Raw genomic sequence first — 18,613 nt, 5'->3', positions numbered from 1 at the left:
GAGAGACCTGCCATGCCCACTGCCGTGCCCACCCCTGCCCACACCCCGACGCCCATCGCGGTCATCGGCCTGTCCTGCCGCCTCCCCGGAGCGGACGGCCCCGAGGCCTTCTGGACCCTCCTGCGCGACGGCGTCGACGCCGTCACCGACGTGCCCGCCGACCGCTGGGACGCGGACGCCCTGTACGACGGCGACCCGGCCGCGCCGGGCCGGACCACCGGCAGGCGGGGCGGCTTCCTCGGCGACGTCAGCGGGTTCGACCCCGCCTTCTTCGGCATCTCGCCGCGCGAGGCCGCGGCCATGGACCCCCAGCAGCGGCTCACCCTCGAACTGGCCTGGGAGGCCCTCGAACACGCCCGCATCGTCCCCGCCGGGCTGCGGGGCGGGCGGGTCGGCGTCTTCATCGGCGCGATGACCGACGCCTACGCGACGTTGACGCACCGTCAGGGCCTGGAGTCCATCGGCTCCCACACCCTGACCGGCCTCAACCGCGGCGTCATCGCCAACCGCGTCTCGTACCTGCTGGGTCTGCGGGGCCCCAGCCTGACCCTCGACACCGGCCAGTCCTCCTCGCTCGTCGCCGTCCACTCGGCCTGCGAGAGCCTGCGCTCCGGCGAGTCCGACATGGTCCTGGCCGGCGGCGTCAACCTCGACATCGTCCCGGACTGCTTCGTCGCCGCCACCAAGTTCGGCGGCCTCTCCCCGGACGGCCGCTGCCACGCCTTCGACGCCCGCGCCAACGGCTTCGTCCACGGCGAGGGCGGCGGCGTCGTGGTCCTCAAGCGCCTCGACAGCGCCCTCGCCGACGGCGACCGGGTCCTCGCCGTGATCCACGGTTCGGCCGTCAACAACGACGGCGGCGGGCAGAACCTCACCTCTCCCGACCGGGCGGGCCAGGAGGACGTCCTGCGCCTCGCCTACGAACGGGCCGCGGTCGACCCCGCCCGCGTCCGTTACGTCGAGGCGCACGGCACCGGCACCCGCATCGGCGATCCGGTCGAGGCCGCGGCCCTCGGCGCCGTGCTCGGCGGTCCGCTGCGCGACGCCGCGCTGCCCCTCCACATCGGCTCCGTGAAGACCAACGTCGGCCACCTGGAGGCCGCCGCCGGCATCACCGGCTTCATCAAGGTGGTCCTCTCCCTCGTCCACCGCGAACTGCCGCCCAGCCTCCACTTCGCCGCGCCCAACCCGGACATCCCCTTCGACGAGCTGGGCATCCGGGTGCGTACGGAGCTCGGCCCCTGGCCGCAGGCCGCCGAGCCGGACGCACCGCTGATCGCCGGTGTCTCCTCCTTCGGCATGGGCGGCACCAACGCCCACGTCGTGCTCGGCGAGGCCCCGGCGGGGAAGCCCGGGCCGTCCGCCGCCGGGTCCCCCGAGGGCGGGGTTCGGCCTCTGCCGTACGTGCTGTCCGGCCGCACCGAGGAGGCCCTGCGGGCCCAGGCGGGCCGGCTGCTCGACCAGGTCACGGCCGGCCCGGAGACGGAGCCGGCCGACCTCGCGTACTCGCTCGCCGCCACCCGGACCGCCTTCGAGCACCGGGCCGTGCTGACGGCCGCGGACCGCACCCAGCTGGTGGCTTCGTTGGAGGAGCTGGTGGCGGGGCGTCGTGGTGGCGCTTCGGTGTCGGAGGGCCGGCTGGCGTTCCTGTTCACCGGTCAGGGCTCGCAGCGGGTGGGTATGGGCGCGGAGCTGCGTGAGGCGTTCCCGGTGTTCGCGTCGGCTTTCGACGAGGTCCTCTCGCACCTCGACCCGTCGCTCGGGGAGGTCATTTCCACCGGTGAGGGTCTGGACGAGACCGGTAGCACTCAGCCCGCCTTGTTCGCTCTGGAAGTCGCCCTGTTCCGGCTGCTGGAATCGTGGGGGGTGCGCCCGGACGTTCTGGCCGGGCACTCCATCGGTGAGATCGCCGCCGCACACGTCGCCGGCATCCTCTCCTTGGAAGACGCCTGCACGCTGGTCTCGGCACGGGGCCGTCTGATGCAGGCCCTGCCGGCCGGCGGAACGATGGTCGCCGTCCAGGCCTCCGAGGAGCAGGTCATTCCCCTGCTCGCCGGGCGTGAGGCCGGGGCCGGGATCGCTGCGGTCAACGGTGCGACCTCCGTGGTCATCGCCGGAAACGAGACCACGGTCCGGGAGATCACCGAGACGCTGGGCGTGAAGTCCAAGCAGCTCCCGGTGAGTCACGCTTTCCACTCGCCGCTGATGGAACCGATGCTGGAGGACTTCCGCAGCATCGTCGCCGGGCTGACCTTCCACGCCCCGCGTCTGCCGTTCGTCTCGACCGTGACCGGCCGGTCCGCCACCGCCGAGGAGCTGTGCTCCGTGGACTACTGGGTCGAGCACGTGCGCCGCCCGGTCCGTTTCGCGGCCGCGATCGCCACCCTGGAAACCCAGGGCGTCACCCGCTTCCTGGAACTGGGCCCGGACGCCACCTTGACCGCGATGGCCAAGCCCTGCGCCTCGGACACCGCGCTTGTGGTGCCTGCCCTGCGCAAGAACCGCTCCGAAGCACGTACCGCGATCACAGCCCTTGGTGAACTCTTCGCCCACGGCACCCCTGTCGACTGGCCCGCCCTCTTCACCGGGACCGGAGCACGCACCGTCGACCTCCCCACCTACCCCTTCCAGCGTCGCCCGTACTGGGTCGGCACCACGGCCGCGCCCCAGCCGGTCGACGGGCCCCGGATCCCGGAGCCCCGGGTCGCCGAGGCCGTACCGGCCGCGCCGGCCGCGCCCGCGCAGCGCCAGTCGCTGGTCGAGCTCGTACGCACCGAGTCCGCCGCCGTCCTGGAGTACGCCGGTCCGCACGAGGTCGACCCGTCCCGCAGCTTCAAGGAGCTCGGCTTCGACTCGCTGACCTCCGTCGAGCTGTGCGGCCGGCTCGGCGCCGCCACCGGTCTGCGGCTGTCCGCGACCCTGCTGTTCGACCACCCCACCCCCGCCGCCGTGGCCGCACACCTCCGTACCGCACTGGACGGTGCGGACACCGCCGCCGAGGACGAGGCGGCCGTGATCCGGACCCCTCGGGACGAGCAGCCGATCGCCATCGTGGCCATGGGCTGCCGCCTGCCCGGCGGAGTCCGTACGCCCGAGGACCTGTGGGAGCTGCTCGCCGCAGGCGGCGACGCGGTCTCCGAGTTCCCCGCGGACCGGGGCTGGGACATCGAGGCCCTGTACGACGCGGAGCCGGGGGTGCCCGGCCGTACGTACACCCGCCACGGCGGGTTCCTCTACGACGTGGCCCAGTTCGACCCGGACCCCTTCGGCATCTCGCCGCGCGAAGCCGCCGCGATGGACCCGCAGCAGCGGCTGCTCCTGGAGACCTCCTGGGAGGCGCTGGAACGGGCGGGCATCGCGCCGGACACCCTCGGCGGCACCCGTACCGGCGTGTTCGTCGGCCTCACCGCGCAGGACTACGGCCCCCGGCTGGACGAGGCCGCCGAGGGCGCCGAGGGGTACGTGCTGACCGGCACCACCCCGGCCGTCGCCTCGGGGCGGATCGCCTACACCTTCGGTCTCGAAGGCCCGGCCGTGACCGTGGACACCGCCTGCTCCTCCTCGCTGGTGGCCCTGCACCTCGCCTGCCGCTCGCTGCGCTCGGGCGAGAGCACGCTCGCCCTGGCCGGCGGCGCCATGGTCATGTCGCGTCCCGGAATGTTCGTGGAGTTCAGCCAGCAGCGCGGGCTCTCCGCCGACGGCCGCTGCAAGGCCTTCTCGGAGGACGCGGACGGCACCGGCTGGGGTGAGGGCGCGGGCATGCTCGTGCTGGAGCGGCTGTCGGACGCCCGGGCGAACGGGCACGACGTGCTCGCCGTGATCCGCGGTACGGCCGTCAACCAGGACGGCGCCAGCAACGGCCTGACCGCGCCGAACGGTCCGTCCCAGCAGCGGGTGATCCGGGCCGCGCTCGCGGACGCGGAGCTGACCGGCGCCGACGTGGACGCCGTCGAGGCGCACGGTACGGGCACCCGGCTCGGCGACCCGATCGAGGCGCAGGCGCTCCTCGCCACCTACGGTCAGGGCCGTCCCGAGGGCCGGCCGCTGTACCTGGGCTCGCTGAAGTCCAACATCGGCCACACGCAGGCCGCCGCCGGCGTGGCGGGCATCATCAAGATGGTGCTGTCCATGCGGCACGGTGTGCTGCCCCGGACCCTGCATGTGAGCGAGCCCTCCTCGCACGTCGACTGGTCCGCGGGCTCCGTCGAGCTGCTCACCGAGGCCCGCGAGTGGCCCGAGACCGGGCGGCCGCGCCGCGCCGCCGTCTCCTCCTTCGGCGTCGGCGGCACCAACGCCCACGCCGTCATCGAGCACATGCCCGAGACGGTGTCCGAGCCCGCCCCCTCGGCGGTGACCCCCGCCGTGTTCCCGTGGCCGGTCTCCGCCGCCACGTCCGGTGGGCTGCGCGCCCAGGCGGCCCGGCTGCGCGACCTGGTCGCCGCCGACCCCGGCACCGACCTGGCCGCCGTCGCGTTCTCCCTCGCCACCACCCGCGCCGCGCTCAAGGAGCGGGCCGTCCTCGTCGCGGGCGACCACGCGGGCTTCCTGGCCGGCCTCAGTGCCCTCGCAGACGGCGCGGCCGCCGAGGGCCTGGTCACCGGCACCGCCACGGGCGGCCGGCAGCCGGTGTTCGTGTTCCCGGGGCAGGGCTCCCAGTGGGTCGGCATGGCCGTGGGCCTGCTCGACTCCGCACCGGCGTTCCGTGAGGCGATCGAGGCCTGCGAGGAAGCACTGACGCCGTTCGTGGACTGGTCGCTGACCGATGTCCTGCGCGGCACCGAAGACGCTCCGGGCTTCGACCGCGTCGACGTCGTCCAGCCCGTCCTGTGGGCCGTGATGGTCTCCCTCGCCGGGCTCTGGCGCTCCCACGGCGTGGAACCCGCCGCCGTGGTCGGCCACTCCCAGGGCGAGATCGCAGCCGCCTGCGTGGCCGGCGCCCTCACCCTCAAGGACGGCGCACTCATCGTCGCCCTCCGCAGCCGTGCCCTCCTGGACATCGCCGGACACGGCGGCATGGTCTCGATCCCCCTGCCCGTCGCCGAAGTCGAACACCGCATCGCCGCCTGGGACGACCTGTTCGTAGCCACCGTCAACGGCCCCCGCTCCACGGTCGTCTCCGGCGCCGCCACCCAGCTCGACGAACTCCTCACCGCCTGCGAAGCCGACGACATCCGCGCCCGCCGCATCCCCGTCGACTACGCCTCCCACTCCGCCCACGTCGAAGCCATCGAAGAACGCCTCGCCGAACTCCTCGCCCCCGTCCGCCCCCAGCCCGCCCACACCCCGTTCTACTCCACGGTGACCTGCGAACCCCTCGCGGGCGAGGAACTCGACGCCGCCTACTGGTACCGCAACCTCCGCGCCACCGTGCAGTTCGAGCGCACCACCCGCGCCCTCCTCGACCACGGCTTCGACGCCTTCGTGGAGATGAGCCCGCACCCGGTGCTCGCCATCGGCGTCCAGGAGACCGTGGAGGCCGCCGGCGCCGCGGACGTCGCCGTCCTGTCCTCGCTGCGCCGCAACGAGGGCGGACTCGACCGCTTCCTCTGCTCGCTCGCCGAGGCCCAGGTCCGCGGCGTCCCCGTCGACTGGCGGCCCGCCCCGGCCGCCCGCGCCGCCCTGCCCACCTACGCCTTCCAGCGCGACCGCTACTGGCTCGAACCCGCCGCCGCCCGCACCGGTCTCCGGGCCGGCGACGCCCGGGAGGACCGCTTCTGGGAAGCGGTCGAGGGCCAGGACACCAGCTGGCTCGCCGGCGAGCTCGGCGCCTCCGACACCGACGCGCTCGCCCCCGCGCTCTCCCTCCTGGCCGAATGGCGCCGGCAGGGCCGTGCGACGGACGAGGCCGACGGCCGCCGCTACCGCGTCACCTGGCGCACCCTCGGCGACACGCCCAACCCCCGGCTGTCCGGGGACTGGCTGCTCGCGGTCCCGTCCGGCCGCGCCGACGACCCCTGGGCCGCCGCGGCGGCCCGGGAGCTCGCGGAGCGCGGGGCGCGGGTCGTACCGCTGGAGCCGGGTGACGACCGGGACGGGGCCGCCGCGGCCCTGCGGGCCGCGACCGAGGGCCTCAGCCCGGCCGGCGTCCTGTCCCTGCTCGCCCTCGACGACACCGGACCGGCCGCCACCCTCGCGCTCGTCCAGGCCCTCGGCGACACCGGCGTCTCCGCCCCGCTGTGGTGCGTCACGCGCCAGGCCGTCGTCGCGCACGACACCGACACCGCGTGCGACCCCGGTCAGGCACGCACCTGGGGCTTCGGCCTCGTCGCCGCGCTCGAACACCCCGACCGCTTCGGCGGCCTGATCGACCTGCCCGCCGAGCCCGACGCGCACGCCCTGCGCCGCCTCTGCGGCATCCTGGCGCGCTCCGGCGACGGTGCCCGAGCCGGCGGCGAGTACGAGGACCAGCTCGCCGTCCGCGCCCAGGGCATCCTGGCCCGCCGCCTGGTCCGCGCCCCCCGCTCCGCGGCCGCCGGCGAGGGCTGGCAACCACGCGGCACCGTCCTGGTCACCGGCGGAACGGGTGCACTGGGCGCCCGCATCTCCCGGAGCCTGGCCACCGCGGGCGCCGACCACCTGCTGCTGACCAGCAGGCGCGGCGCCGACGCCCCCGGAGCCCGCGAACTCGCCGACGAGCTGACCGCCCTCGGCGCCCGGGTCACCGTCGCCGCCTGCGACGCGGCCGACCCGCACGCCCTGCGCGAACTGCTCGGCTCCCTGCCCGGGGACCAGCCGCTGACCGCCGTGGTCCACGCCGCCGGCGTCCTCGACGACGCCGTCATCGAGGCTCTCACGCCCGAACAGCTGGACCGGGTCCTGCGGCCGAAGGCCGACGCCGCCCGGCACCTGCACGAGATCACCCGTGAACTCGGCCTGGAGCTCGACGCGTTCGTCCTCTTCTCGTCCGTCATGGGCACCCTCGGCAACGGCGGCCAGGCCGCCTACGCCGCCGCCAACGCCTCGCTCGACGCCCTCGCCCATCTGCGCCGCGCCCAGGGCCTGCCCGCCGTCGCCATCGGCTGGGGCATCTGGGGCGGTGGCGGCATGGTCGGCGACGCCGTCGAGGCCCACATGCTCCAGCGCGGCATCCCCGCCATGGACCCCGACCAGGCGGTATCCGCACTCTGGTACGCGGCGGCCCAGCCGGAGCCGGCCCTCGTCGTCGCGGACATCGACTGGGAGCGGTTCGCCCCGCGCTTCACCGCCAGCCGGCCCAGCCCGCTCCTCGGCGAGCTGCCCGAGGCCCGCGCGGCCCTCGCGGGTGCCGCGACGGCCACGTCCACGGCCGGCAGCGCCCTCCTCGGCACCCTGAGCGAGCTGACCGAAGCCGAACGGCAGAACGTCCTGCTGGAGCTCGTACGGGCCCAGGCGGCCGTCGTGCTCGGCCGTGCCTCCGGTGACGACCTCTCCGCCCACCAGGCGTTCAAGGCCTCCGGCTTCGACTCGCTCACCTCCGTCGAGCTGCGCAACCGGCTGGCGACGGCCACCGGCCTGCCCCTGCCCACCACCCTGGTCTTCGACCACCCCACGCCGGCCGCGGTCGCCGCGCACCTGCTCACCCTGCTCGTCGGGGAGGAGCAGCCGGCAGCACCGGCGACGGCAGTCGCCCGCCGCGGCGCCGTCCGCGACACCGACGAGGACCCGATCGTCATCGTCGGCATGAGCTGCCGCTACCCCGGTGGCGCGGACACCCCCGAGGGACTCTGGGACATCCTCGGCGACGGCCGCGACGTCATCGCGCAGCTCCCCGAGAACCGCGGCTGGGACACCGGCGCCCTCTACCACCCGGACCCGGAGCACCGCGGTACCTCGTACGCCCGCGAAGGCGGATTCCTGTACGGGGCGGGCGAGTTCGACGCGGCCTTCTTCGGCATCTCGCCGCGTGAGGCGCTCGCGATGGACCCACAGCAGCGGCTGCTGCTCCAGACCTCCTGGGAGGCCCTGGAGCGGTCCGGGATCGCCCCGGACAGCCTGCGCTCGTCCGACACCGGCGTGTTCACCGGCGTGATCCACCAGGATTACGGCGCGCTGCTGCACGAGGCCCCGGAGGAGGTCGAGGGCTACCTCCTCACCGGCAAGTCCTCCAGCGTGGCCTCCGGCCGCATCTCGTACACGCTCGGCCTCGAAGGCCCGGCGATGACGGTGGACACCGCCTGCTCGTCGTCGCTGGTCGCCGTGCACCTGGCGGTGCAGGCGCTGCGCAGCGGCGAATGCGGCCTCGCCCTCGCGGGCGGCGCCATGGTGATGGCCACCCCCGGTCTGTTCGTCGAGTTCAGCCGGCAGCAGGGGCTGGCGCCGGACGGCCGTTCCAAGGCCTTCTCCGCCGACGCCGACGGTACGAGCTGGGGTGAGGGCGCGGGCATGCTCGTGCTGGAGCGGCTGTCGGACGCCTGGGCGAACGGGCACGACGTGCTCGCCGTGATCCGCGGTACGGCCGTCAACCAGGACGGTGCCAGCAACGGCCTGACCGCCCCCAACGGTCCTTCCCAGCAGCGGGTCATCCGCACCGCCCTGGCCGACGCCGGTCTGGAGACGGCGGACGTGGACGCCGTCGAGGCGCACGGTACGGGCACCCGGCTCGGCGACCCGATCGAGGCGCAGGCCCTGCTCGCCACCTACGGTCAGGGCCGTGCGGCGGGCAGGCCGCTGTACCTTGGTTCGCTGAAGTCCAACATCGGCCATGCCCAGGCCGCCGCCGGTGTCGGCGGCATCATCAAGATGGTCCTGGCGATGCGGCACGGCGTGCTGCCCAAGACCCTGCACGCGGACCGGCCTTCGCCGCACGTCGACTGGTCGGCGGGTGCGGTGGAGCTGCTGACCGAGGCGCGTGAGTGGCCCGAGACCGGGCGGCCGCGCAGGGCCGGTGTCTCCGCCTTCGGTGTGAGCGGCACCAACGCCCACCTCGTCCTGGAACAGGCCCCGGCGAACCCGGAGCCGGCCGCGGCCGAGGACCGGCCCGGGCTGCCCGTCCTCCCGCTGGTCCTGTCCGCGAAGAACCCGACGGCACTGCGCGCCCAGGCCGAGCGGCTGCTCGCCGAGCTGGTCCGGCGTCCCGAGCACGAGACCCTGGACATCGCCCACTCCGCTGCCACGACCCGGGCGGCGCTCGAACACCGTGCGGTTGCGGTGGGCTCCGACCGCGCCGAGCTGGTGGGTTCGTTGGAGGAGCTGGTGGCGGGGCGTCGTGGTGGCGCTTCGGTGTCGGAGGGCCGGCTGGCGTTCCTGTTCACCGGTCAGGGCTCGCAGCGGGCGGGTATGGGCGCGGAGCTGCGTGAGGCGTTCCCGGTGTTCGCGTCGGCTTTCGACGAGGTCCTCTCGCACCTGGACCCGTCGCTCGGGGAGGTCATTTCCACCGGTGAGGGTCTGGACGAGACCGGTAGCACTCAGCCCGCCTTGTTCGCTCTGGAAGTCGCCTTGTTCCGGCTGCTGGAGTCGTGGGGGGTGCGTCCGGATGTTGTGGCCGGGCACTCCATCGGTGAGATCGCTGCCGCGCACGTTGCCGGTGTGCTGTCTCTGGAAGACGCCTGCACGCTGGTTTCGGCACGGGGCCGTCTGATGCAGGCCCTGCCGGCCGGCGGAACGATGGTCGCTGTCCAGGCTTCCGAGGAGCAGGTCATGGCGCTGCTTGCCGGGCGTGAGGCCGGGGCCGGGATCGCTGCGGTCAACGGTGCGACCTCCGTGGTCATCGCCGGCAACGAGGCCACGGTCCGGGAGATCACCGAGTCGCTGGGCGTGAAGTGCAAGCAGCTGCCCGTGAGTCACGCTTTCCACTCGCCGCTGATGGAACCGATGCTGGAGGACTTCCGCGGCATCGTCGCCGGGCTGACCTTCCACGCCCCGCGTCTGTCGTTCGTCTCGACCGTGACCGGCCGGTCCGCCACCGCCGGGGAGCTGTGCTCCGTGGACTACTGGGTCGAGCACGTGCGGCGCCCGGTGCGTTTCGCGGCCGCGATCGCCACCCTGGAAACCCAGGGCGTCACCCGCTTCCTGGAACTGGGCCCGGACGCCACCTTGACCGCGATGGCCAAGCCCTGCGCCTCGGACACCGCGCTCGTGGTGCCCGCCCTGCGCAAGAACCGCTCCGAAGCACGCTCCACGATCACGGCCGTCGGTGAACTCTTCGCCCACGGCACCCCCGTCGACTGGCCCGCCCTCTTCGCCGGGACCGGAGCACGCACGGTCGACCTCCCCACCTACCCCTTCCAGAACCAGCACTACTGGCTCAACGCACCGCGCGCGGCGCGCGCTGCGGACCTCGGGCTCGAACCCGCCGGGCACCCGCTGCTCGGCACGGCCACCGTGCTGCCGGACTCCGCGGGCGTCCTGCTCACCGGGCGCCTCTCGCTCCGCACCCACCCCTGGCTCGCCGACCACGCCGTCCTCGGCACGGTCCTCGTGCCCGGCACCGCCCTGGTCGAACTGGCCCTCAAGGCGGGCGAACTCGTCGGCGTCGGCGCTCTGGAGGAGCTGACGCTGGCGGCCCCGCTGGTGATCCCGCAGCAGGGCGGCGTCGACGTCCACGTGTCCGTCGGGTCGGCCGACGACAGCGGCCGCCGTACGGTCACCGTGCACTCCCGCACGGAGGGCGACCACGCCGACGAGCCGTGGACCCGGCACGCGACCGGCTTCCTCGGCGACGCCACCGCCGAGGCCGAACACGACGGCGCCGGCCTGACCGGGGCCTGGCCGCCGGCCGACGCCGAGCCCGTCGACCTGGAAGCGCTGTACGAGTCCTTCGCCGAGGCGGGGTACGCGTACGGCCCCGCGTTCCGCGGCCTGGCCGCGGCCTGGCGGCGCGGCGACGAGGTCTTCACCGAGTCCGTGCTGCCGCAGGACCAGCGCACCGACACGGCCGGCTTCGGACTGCACCCCGCCCTGTTCGACGCGGCCCTGCACGGCACGTTCCTCCAGGGTGGCGGTGAGCGCAGGCTGCCCTTCACCTGGGCCGGGGCGCGCTGGTACGCGACCGGCGCCACGGAACTGCGGACCCGGCTCACCCCGACCGGAGCGGACGGCGGCATCAAGGTCACGGCCTTCGACACCGCCGGCAAGCCGGTGGCCTCGGTGGACTCCCTGGTCCTGCGCCCGGTCCCGGCCGGGGAGCTCGGCGGTGCCCCCGTCGACCCCCTGTACCGGGTGGAGTGGGTGCCGGTGACCGGGACGAAGCCCGCCAAGGCCGTCGTCCTCGGTTCCGACCACGAGGACCTGGCCGCGCTGCGGGCCGCCGTCGCGGCCGGTGCGCCGCTGCCCGAGGCGGTGCTCTGCCCGGTCGGCGGTACGGGAACGCCCGGCGCCGAGGTGTCGGCGGACGAGGTCCGGGCCGCGAGCCTGCGGGGCCTGGCCCTCGTCCAGGAGTGGCTCGCCGACGAGGCACTGACCGGATCCCGGCTCGTGCTGGTCACCACGCGGGCCGTGGCCGTCGACATCGACGAGGACGTACGCGATCTCGCCCACGCCCCGCTCTGGGGTCTGGTGCGGTCGGCGCTGGTGGAGCACCCGGGCCGGTTCGGCCTGGCGGACGTGGACCGTCCCGAGGACCTGGAGCTGGTGGCCGCCGCGCTCGGCGGCGACGAGCCGCAGCTCGCGGTCCGCGACGGAGCCGTACGGGTGCCCCGGCTCGCCCGGGCCACGGCCCCGTCCGCACCGGACGCGGCGCCCGGCTTCGGTGGCGGCACGGTCCTGGTGACCGGCGGAACGGGCACGCTGGGCGCGCTCGTGGCCCGTCACCTCGTCACCGCGCACGGTGTCGAGCGGCTGCTGCTGACCAGCCGTCGCGGCCCGGCCGCAGAGGGCGCCGCCGAGCTGGTGGCGGAGCTCTCGGGTCTGGGTGCCGAGGTGCGGGTGGCGGCGTGTGACGTCGCCGACCGTGCCGCGGTGCGGGGCCTGCTGGAGTCCGTACCGGCCGCGCACCCCCTCACGGCCGTGGTGCACACGGCGGGCGTCATCGACGACGGCGTCGTCGGTTCCCTCACCGAAGAGCAGCTGGAGAGCGTCTTCCGGGCCAAGGCCGATTCGGCCCTGCACCTGCACGAGCTCACCCGCGACCTCGATCTGGCGGACTTCGTCCTCTTCTCCGGCGCTGCGGGCGTGTTCGGCAGCGCGGGCCAGGCCCACTACGCGGCCGCCAACGTCTTCCTGGACGCGCTGGCCCAGCGCCGCCGGGCGCAGGGCCGGCCGGCCACCGCGATGGCCTGGGGCCTGTGGGCCGAACGCAGCGGCATGACCGGTCAGCTCGACCGCACCGCCCTGCACCGGCTCTCGCGGGCGGGCTTCGCCCCCATGCCCTCGGAGCAGGGCCTGGCCCTCTTCGACGCGGCACGGGCGGCGGACACGGCCACCCTGGTGACGCTGAAGCTGGACAAGAAGGCACTGCGCGCCCAGGCGGACTCCGGGACCCTCCCCGCCTTCCTGAGCGCCGTGGTCCCGGCGGCCCCGGCCCCGGTCAGCACGGCCGCGACCCGGACCGCCGCCACGGCGGGCCCGGACGGCGGCCCGGCCTCGCTCGCCGAGCGCCTGTCCGTACTGCCGGAGCAGGAGCAGACCGCCGAGCTGGTCGCCCTGGTGAGCGGCGAGGTCGCCGACGTCCTCGGACACGCCTCGGCGGCGGCGGTCGACCCCGCCCAGGCCTTCAAGGACCTCGGGTTCGACTCGCTGAGCTCGGTGGAACTGCGCAACCGCCTCAACCAGGCCACCGGCCTGCGGCTCGCACCCACCCTGGTCTTCGACCACCCGTCCCCGGAGGCGGTCGCCCGGCAGCTCCGCGAGGAACTGCTGCGCGCCCACCGGCCCTCCGCCGACCGGGTACTCGGCGATCTGGCCCGGCTCGACGGCCTGCTCGGCTCGGCCGAGGCGGGGGATCCGGAGCGCGAGCGCATCGTGCGCCGGCTGGAGGAGCTGGTGGCGCGGTTCGGCGACGGCCGTACCACGCCGCCCGCCGGAGACCAGGCCGCCGCAGCGTCGAGGGACGCGCTCGAAGACATCAGCGACGACGAGCTCTTCGACTTCATCGACAACGAACTGTGAGCCCCGCATCCGCCCGGAACCCGGGCACCGATCCGATTCCGTCCCGACCCCGATCCCGATGCCGATCCCGACTGCGACCCGACTTCCGGCGCACGAACCACAACGCGAGGCGAACCCAGTGAGCACGGTGAACAACGAGGAGAAGCTCCGCTCGTACCTCAAGCGGGTCTCCGCCGACCTGAAGGAGGCCCGGGAGCGCCTCCAGGAGATCGAGAACGGCCCTGCCGAACCCATCGCGATCGTGGGCATGAGCTGCCGTTACCCCGGCGGGGTCGAGAGCCCCGAGGACCTGTGGCGGCTCGTCGAGTCGGGCTCGGACGGCGTGTCCGGCTTCCCGGACGACCGCGGCTGGGACCTGGAGGACCTGTTCCACCCGGACCCGGAGCACCGCGGCACCTCGTACGCCCGCGAGGGCGGATTCCTGCACGGTGCCGGACGGTTCGACCCCGCCCTGTTCGGGATCTCGCCGCGCGAGGCGCTGGCGATGGACCCGCAGCAGCGGCTGCTGCTCGAAACCTCCTGGGAGGCGTTCGAGCGCGCGGGCATCGACCCGCAGTCGGTGCGCGGCTCGCGCACCGGCGTGTTCACCGGGTTCATGTACCACGAGTACCTCAGCCGGCTGCCCGTCCTGCCGGAGGAGATCGAGGGCTTCCGGGGCACGGCCGACGTCGGCAGCGTCGCCTCGGGCCGGGTCAGTTACGTCTTCGGCCTCGAGGGCCCGGCGATGACCGTGGACACCGCCTGCTCGTCGTCCCTGGTCACCGTGCACCTCGCCGCCCAGGCGCTGCGCCGCGGGGAGTGCTCCCTCGCCCTCGCGGGCGGTGTCGCGATCATGCACACGCCGAGCATCTTCGTGGACTTCAGCCGCCAGCGCGGGCTCGCGGCGGACGGCCGCTGCAAGTCGTTCTCGGACGACGCGGACGGAACCAGCTGGGGTGAGGGCGTGGGCGTCCTCGTCCTGGAGAAGCTGTCGGACGCCCTGGCCAACGGGCGTCGGGTGCTCGGCGTCATCCGTGGCTCCGCCGTCAACCAGGACGGTGCGAGCAACGGCCTGACCGCGCCCAACGGCCCCTCGCAGCAGCGGGTCATCCGGGCCGCCCTGGCCGACGCCGGTCTGGAGACGGCGGACGTTGACGTGGTCGAGGCGCACGGCACGGGCACGCGGCTCGGCGACCCGATCGAGGCGCAGGCCGTCCTGGCCACCTACGGGCAGGGCCGTGCGGAGGGCCGGCCGCTGTACCTGGGCTCGCTGAAGTCCAACATCGGCCACACCCAGGCCGCCGCCGGTGTCGGCGGCATCATCAAGATGGTCCAGGCCATGCAGCACGGCGTACTGCCCCGGACCCTGCACGTCAGCGAGCCCTCCTCGCGGGTGGACTGGTCCGCGGGGGCGGTGGAGCTGCTGACCGAGGCGCGTGAGTGGCCCGAGACCGGACGGCCGCGCAGGGCCGGCGTCTCCTCGTTCGGCGTGAGCGGCACCAACGCCCACGTCGTCCTGGAGCAGGCGCCGACGGGCGGACAGCCCGCCCCGGCCGAGGACGCCGTCACCCCCGCCCTGCTCCCCTTCGTCCTGTCGGCGGCCTCCGAGGAGGCGCTGCGGGACCAGGCCGCGCGGCTCGCCGAGCACTGGGACCGCGAACCGGACACGGCGGCCGCCGACCTCGCGTACGCGCTCGCCACCACCCGGGCCTCGCTGGACCACCGCGCCGTGGTCGTGGCGGCGGACCGGGAGGAGGCGCTGAGTGCGCTCCGCTCGATGGACGGGAACGTCACCGGGGTCGCGACGCGTGGCCGGCTGGCGTTCCTGTTCACCGGGCAGGGCTCGCAGCGGGTGGGTATGGGCGCGGAGCTGCGTGAGGCGTTCCCGGTCTTCGCGTCGGCTTTCGACGAGGTCCTCTCGCACCTGGACCCGTCACTGGGGGAGGTCATTTCCACCGGTGAGGGTCTGGACGAGACCGGCAGCACCCAGCCCGCCCTGTTCGCTCTGGAAGTCGCCTTGTTCCGGCTGCTGGAGTCGTGGGGGGTGCGTCCGGATGTTGTGGCGGGGCACTCCATCGGTGAGATCGCCGCCGCGCACGTCGCCGGTGTGCTGTCTCTGGAAGACGCCTGCACGCTGGTCTCGGCACGGGGCCGTCTGATGCAGGCCCTGCCGGCCGGCGGAACCATGGTCGCCGTCCAGGCCTCCGAGGAGCAGGTCATTCCCCTGCTCGCCGGTCGTGAGGCCGAGGCCGGTATCGCCGCGGTCAACGGTGCGACCTCCGTGGTCATCGCCGGAAACGAGACCACGGTCCGGGAGATCACCGAGACGCTGGGCGTGAAGTCCAAGCAGCTCCCGGTGAGTCACGCTTTCCACTCGCCGCTGATGGAACCGATGCTGGAGGACTTCCGCAGCATCGTCGCCGGGCTGACCTTCCACGCCCCGCGTCTGCCGTTCGTCTCGACCGTGACCGGCCGGTCCGCCACCGCCGAGGAGCTGTGCTCCGTCGATTACTGGGTCGAGCACGTGCGCCGCCCGGTGCGTTTCGCGGACGCGATCGCCACCCTGGAAACCCAGGGCGTCACCCGCTTCCTGGAACTGGGCCCGGACGCCACCTTGACCGCGATGGCCAAGCCCTGCGCCTCGGACACCGCGCTCGTGGTGCCTGCCCTGCGCAAGAACCGCTCCGAAGCACGCTCCACGATCACCGCCCTCGGTGAACTCTTCGCCCACGGCACCCCCGTCGACTGGCCCGCCCTCTTCACCGGGACCGGAGCACGCACCGTCGACCTCCCCACCTACCCCTTCCAGCACGAACACCTCTGGCTCACCGTCCCCACGGACGGTGCGGCCAGTGACGCCGGCGCCTTCGGTCTCGCCGAGGCGGGACATCCGCTGCTCGGTGCGCTCGTCGAGCAGCCCGACTCCGGCACCCTCACCCTCACCGGCCGCCTCTCGCTCCGCACCCACCCCTGGCTCGCCGACCACGCCGTCCTCGGCACGGTCCTGCTGCCCGGCACCGCCCTGGTCGAACTGGCCCTGAAGGCGGGCGAACTCGTCGGCAGCCCGCTGCTCGACGAACTCACCCTCCAGGCCCCCCTGGTGGTCCCCGAGCGGGACGGTGTCCATCTGCACGTGTCCGTCGGCGAACCCGACGCCGCCGGCAACCGTGCGATCGGCGTCCACTCCCGGGCGGACGCGGAGGACGTGTGGGTGCGGCATGCGAGCGGTGTCGTGTCCTCGGGCCCGGTGGAGGCCGGTTTCGACCTGACGGAGTGGCCGCCGCCCGGTGCCGAGCCGGTCGCGGCGCAGGACCTGTACGAGCGGATGGCGGTGGCGGGTCTGGAGTACGGGCCCGCGTTCCAGGGTGTGCGCGGCGTCTGGCGGCTGGGCGAAGAGGTCTTCGCCGAGGTCGCCCTCGCGGACGCCGAGGCCGCCGAGGTGGCCCGGTACGGACTGCACCCCGCGCTCCTGGACGCCGCCCTCCACGGGACGTTCCTGGGACGGTCGAGCAGCCAGGGCGAACGGCGGCTGCCGTTCTCCTGGAGCGGCGTGCGCCTGTACGCCACCGGCGCGACCGAGCTGCGGGTCCGGCTGGTCCCGGCCGGGCAGGACACCCTCGAGGTGCACGTCGCCGACCCGAACGGCAAGCCGGTCGCCTCGGTCGACGCGCTGGCCCTGCGCCCGGTGTCGGCCGGGCAGCTCGGCGCCTCCGCCCTGCCCGACGGGCTGTTCCGCGTACGGTGGGCCGGTCTGTCGCTGCCCGAGCCCGGTGCCGGTGCTCCGGCCGGTGGCCGTGGCCCGGTGGTGGTCGGTTCCGGCCTCGGCCACAGCGACCACCCCGACCTCGCCGCACTCGCCGGCGCCGCCGCCGGGATCCCGGACCTGGTCGTCGTACCGTTCCTGGAGACCGCGGGCGCCGAGGCGGACACCGTGCGTGCGACCGTACGGCGTGGTCTCGCGCTGCTCCAGGAGTGGCTCGGCGACGACCGCTTCGCCGACGCACGGCTGGTGGTCCTGACCCGGGCGGGCGGGGACCCGGCCGCCGCCGCGCTCCAGGGCATGGTGCGCTCCGCGCAGGCCGAGAACCCCGGCCGTATCGTCCTGGCCGCCGCCGAGGATCTCGCCGGCTGCCTGGCCCTCGTGCCCAGGGCTGCCGCGACGGACGAGCCCGAGCTGCTCCTGCACGCCGACGGCAGCGTCTCGGCCCGCCGCCTCGCCCGGATGGACGGGGTGCAGGACGCGGACGACGTCGGCTTCGGGTCGGGGACGGTGCTGGTGACGGGCGGGACCGGGTTGCTGGGTGCTCTGATGGCCCGGCACCTCGTCACCACCCACGGTGTCCGGCGACTGCTGCTGACCAGCCGCCGCGGTCCCGCCGCCGAAGGCGCCGACCAGCTCGTGGCCGAGCTCTCCGCGCTCGGCGCCGAGGTACGGGTCGCGGCATGCGACGTCGCCGACCACGACGCGGTCCGGGAGCTGCTGGGCTCCGTACCGGCCGAACACCCCCTGACCGCGGTCATCCACACCGCCGGTGTCCTCGATGACGGTGTCCTCACCTCACTGACGCCGGAACGGGTCGAAGGAGTACTGCGTCCCAAGGTCGATGCCGCCTGGAACCTCCATGAGGCGACCCGCACCCTCGACCTGTCCGCGTTCGTCCTGTTCTCGTCGGCCGCCGGAGTCTTCGGCAGCGCCGGGCAGGCGAGCTACGCCGCCGCCAACGCCTACCTCGACGCCCTGGCCGCCCACCGCCGTGCCCTCGGCCTGCCCGGGCTCTCCCTGGCCTGGGGCCTGTGGGCCGGAGACGGCAACGCCACCGGCATGGGCGGCACCCTCACCGAAGCCGACCGGCGCCGGATCACCCGGACGGGATTCACGCCGATCGACCCGGAGCAGGGCCTCGCCCTGTTCGACAGCGCGCTGTCCCAGGGCGTCGCGGAACTCGTTCCGGCGCCGCTGGACCTCAAGGCCCTCCAGGACGGCGGCCGGGAACTCCCGGCGCTGCTGCACGGACTCGTCCGCACTCCCGTCCGCCGCACGGCCACGGGCGTGTCCACGGCGGCGGCCACGCCCGCCGACGCGGTGCCGCTCGCGGACCGGCTGCGCGGTCTGCCGGAGGACGACCGGCTTCCCCTCGTACAGAACCTCGTCCGTACCCATGTCGCCGCGATCCTCGGCTTCGCCGGCGTCCACGCGGTGCCCCTGGGCCGGTCCTTCACCAACCTGGGCTTCGACTCGCTCAGCACGTTCGAACTGCGCAACGCACTGGGCGGGGCCACCGGCCTGAAGCTGCCGGCGACGCTCGTCTTCGACTACCCCGAGGTCGACACGCTGGCCCAGTACCTGCTCGGCCTGCTGCTGCCCGCGGCGGAGCCCGGCGCCGTCCTCCTCGACCAGCTGGACGCCCTGACGGGCACGATCGAGGCCCTCGGCCCGGACGACGACCCGCTGCGCGAGGCCGCCGAGTCCCGGCTGCGCTCGCTGCTCGCCACGCTCGCCCCGACCACCGTTCCTCCGGGCGCCTTCAGCGGCGACCAGCAGATCGAGACGGCGACCGCGGACGAGCTCCTCGACCTCATCGACGCGGAATTCGGCACCTCCTGATCCGCC

Annotated in this window: 1 protein-coding gene and 1 pseudogene; both read left to right on the top strand. The window is 74.3% G+C overall.

The window, feature by feature from the left end:
- The first annotated feature begins 12 nt into the window (after positions 1-12).
- Complete coding sequence (locus AB0D45_RS19030; RefSeq protein WP_362460321.1) at positions 13-13,023, top strand: type I polyketide synthase; 13,011 nt, start codon at positions 13-15, stop codon at positions 13,021-13,023.
- A gap of 145 nt (positions 13,024-13,168) precedes the next feature.
- Positions 13,169-18,607 (top strand): annotated as a pseudogene (locus AB0D45_RS19025) (SDR family NAD(P)-dependent oxidoreductase); the annotation flags it as partial.
- Positions 18,608-18,613: the final 6 nt, after the last annotated feature.

It is taken from the genome of Streptomyces sp. NPDC048352 (assembly GCF_040651895.1).
In the GTDB taxonomy this organism is placed as follows: domain Bacteria; phylum Actinomycetota; class Actinomycetes; order Streptomycetales; family Streptomycetaceae; genus Streptomyces.
The sequence above is the reverse complement of the archived record's forward strand: the minus strand, read 5'-3'. Positions and strand labels throughout refer to the sequence as shown.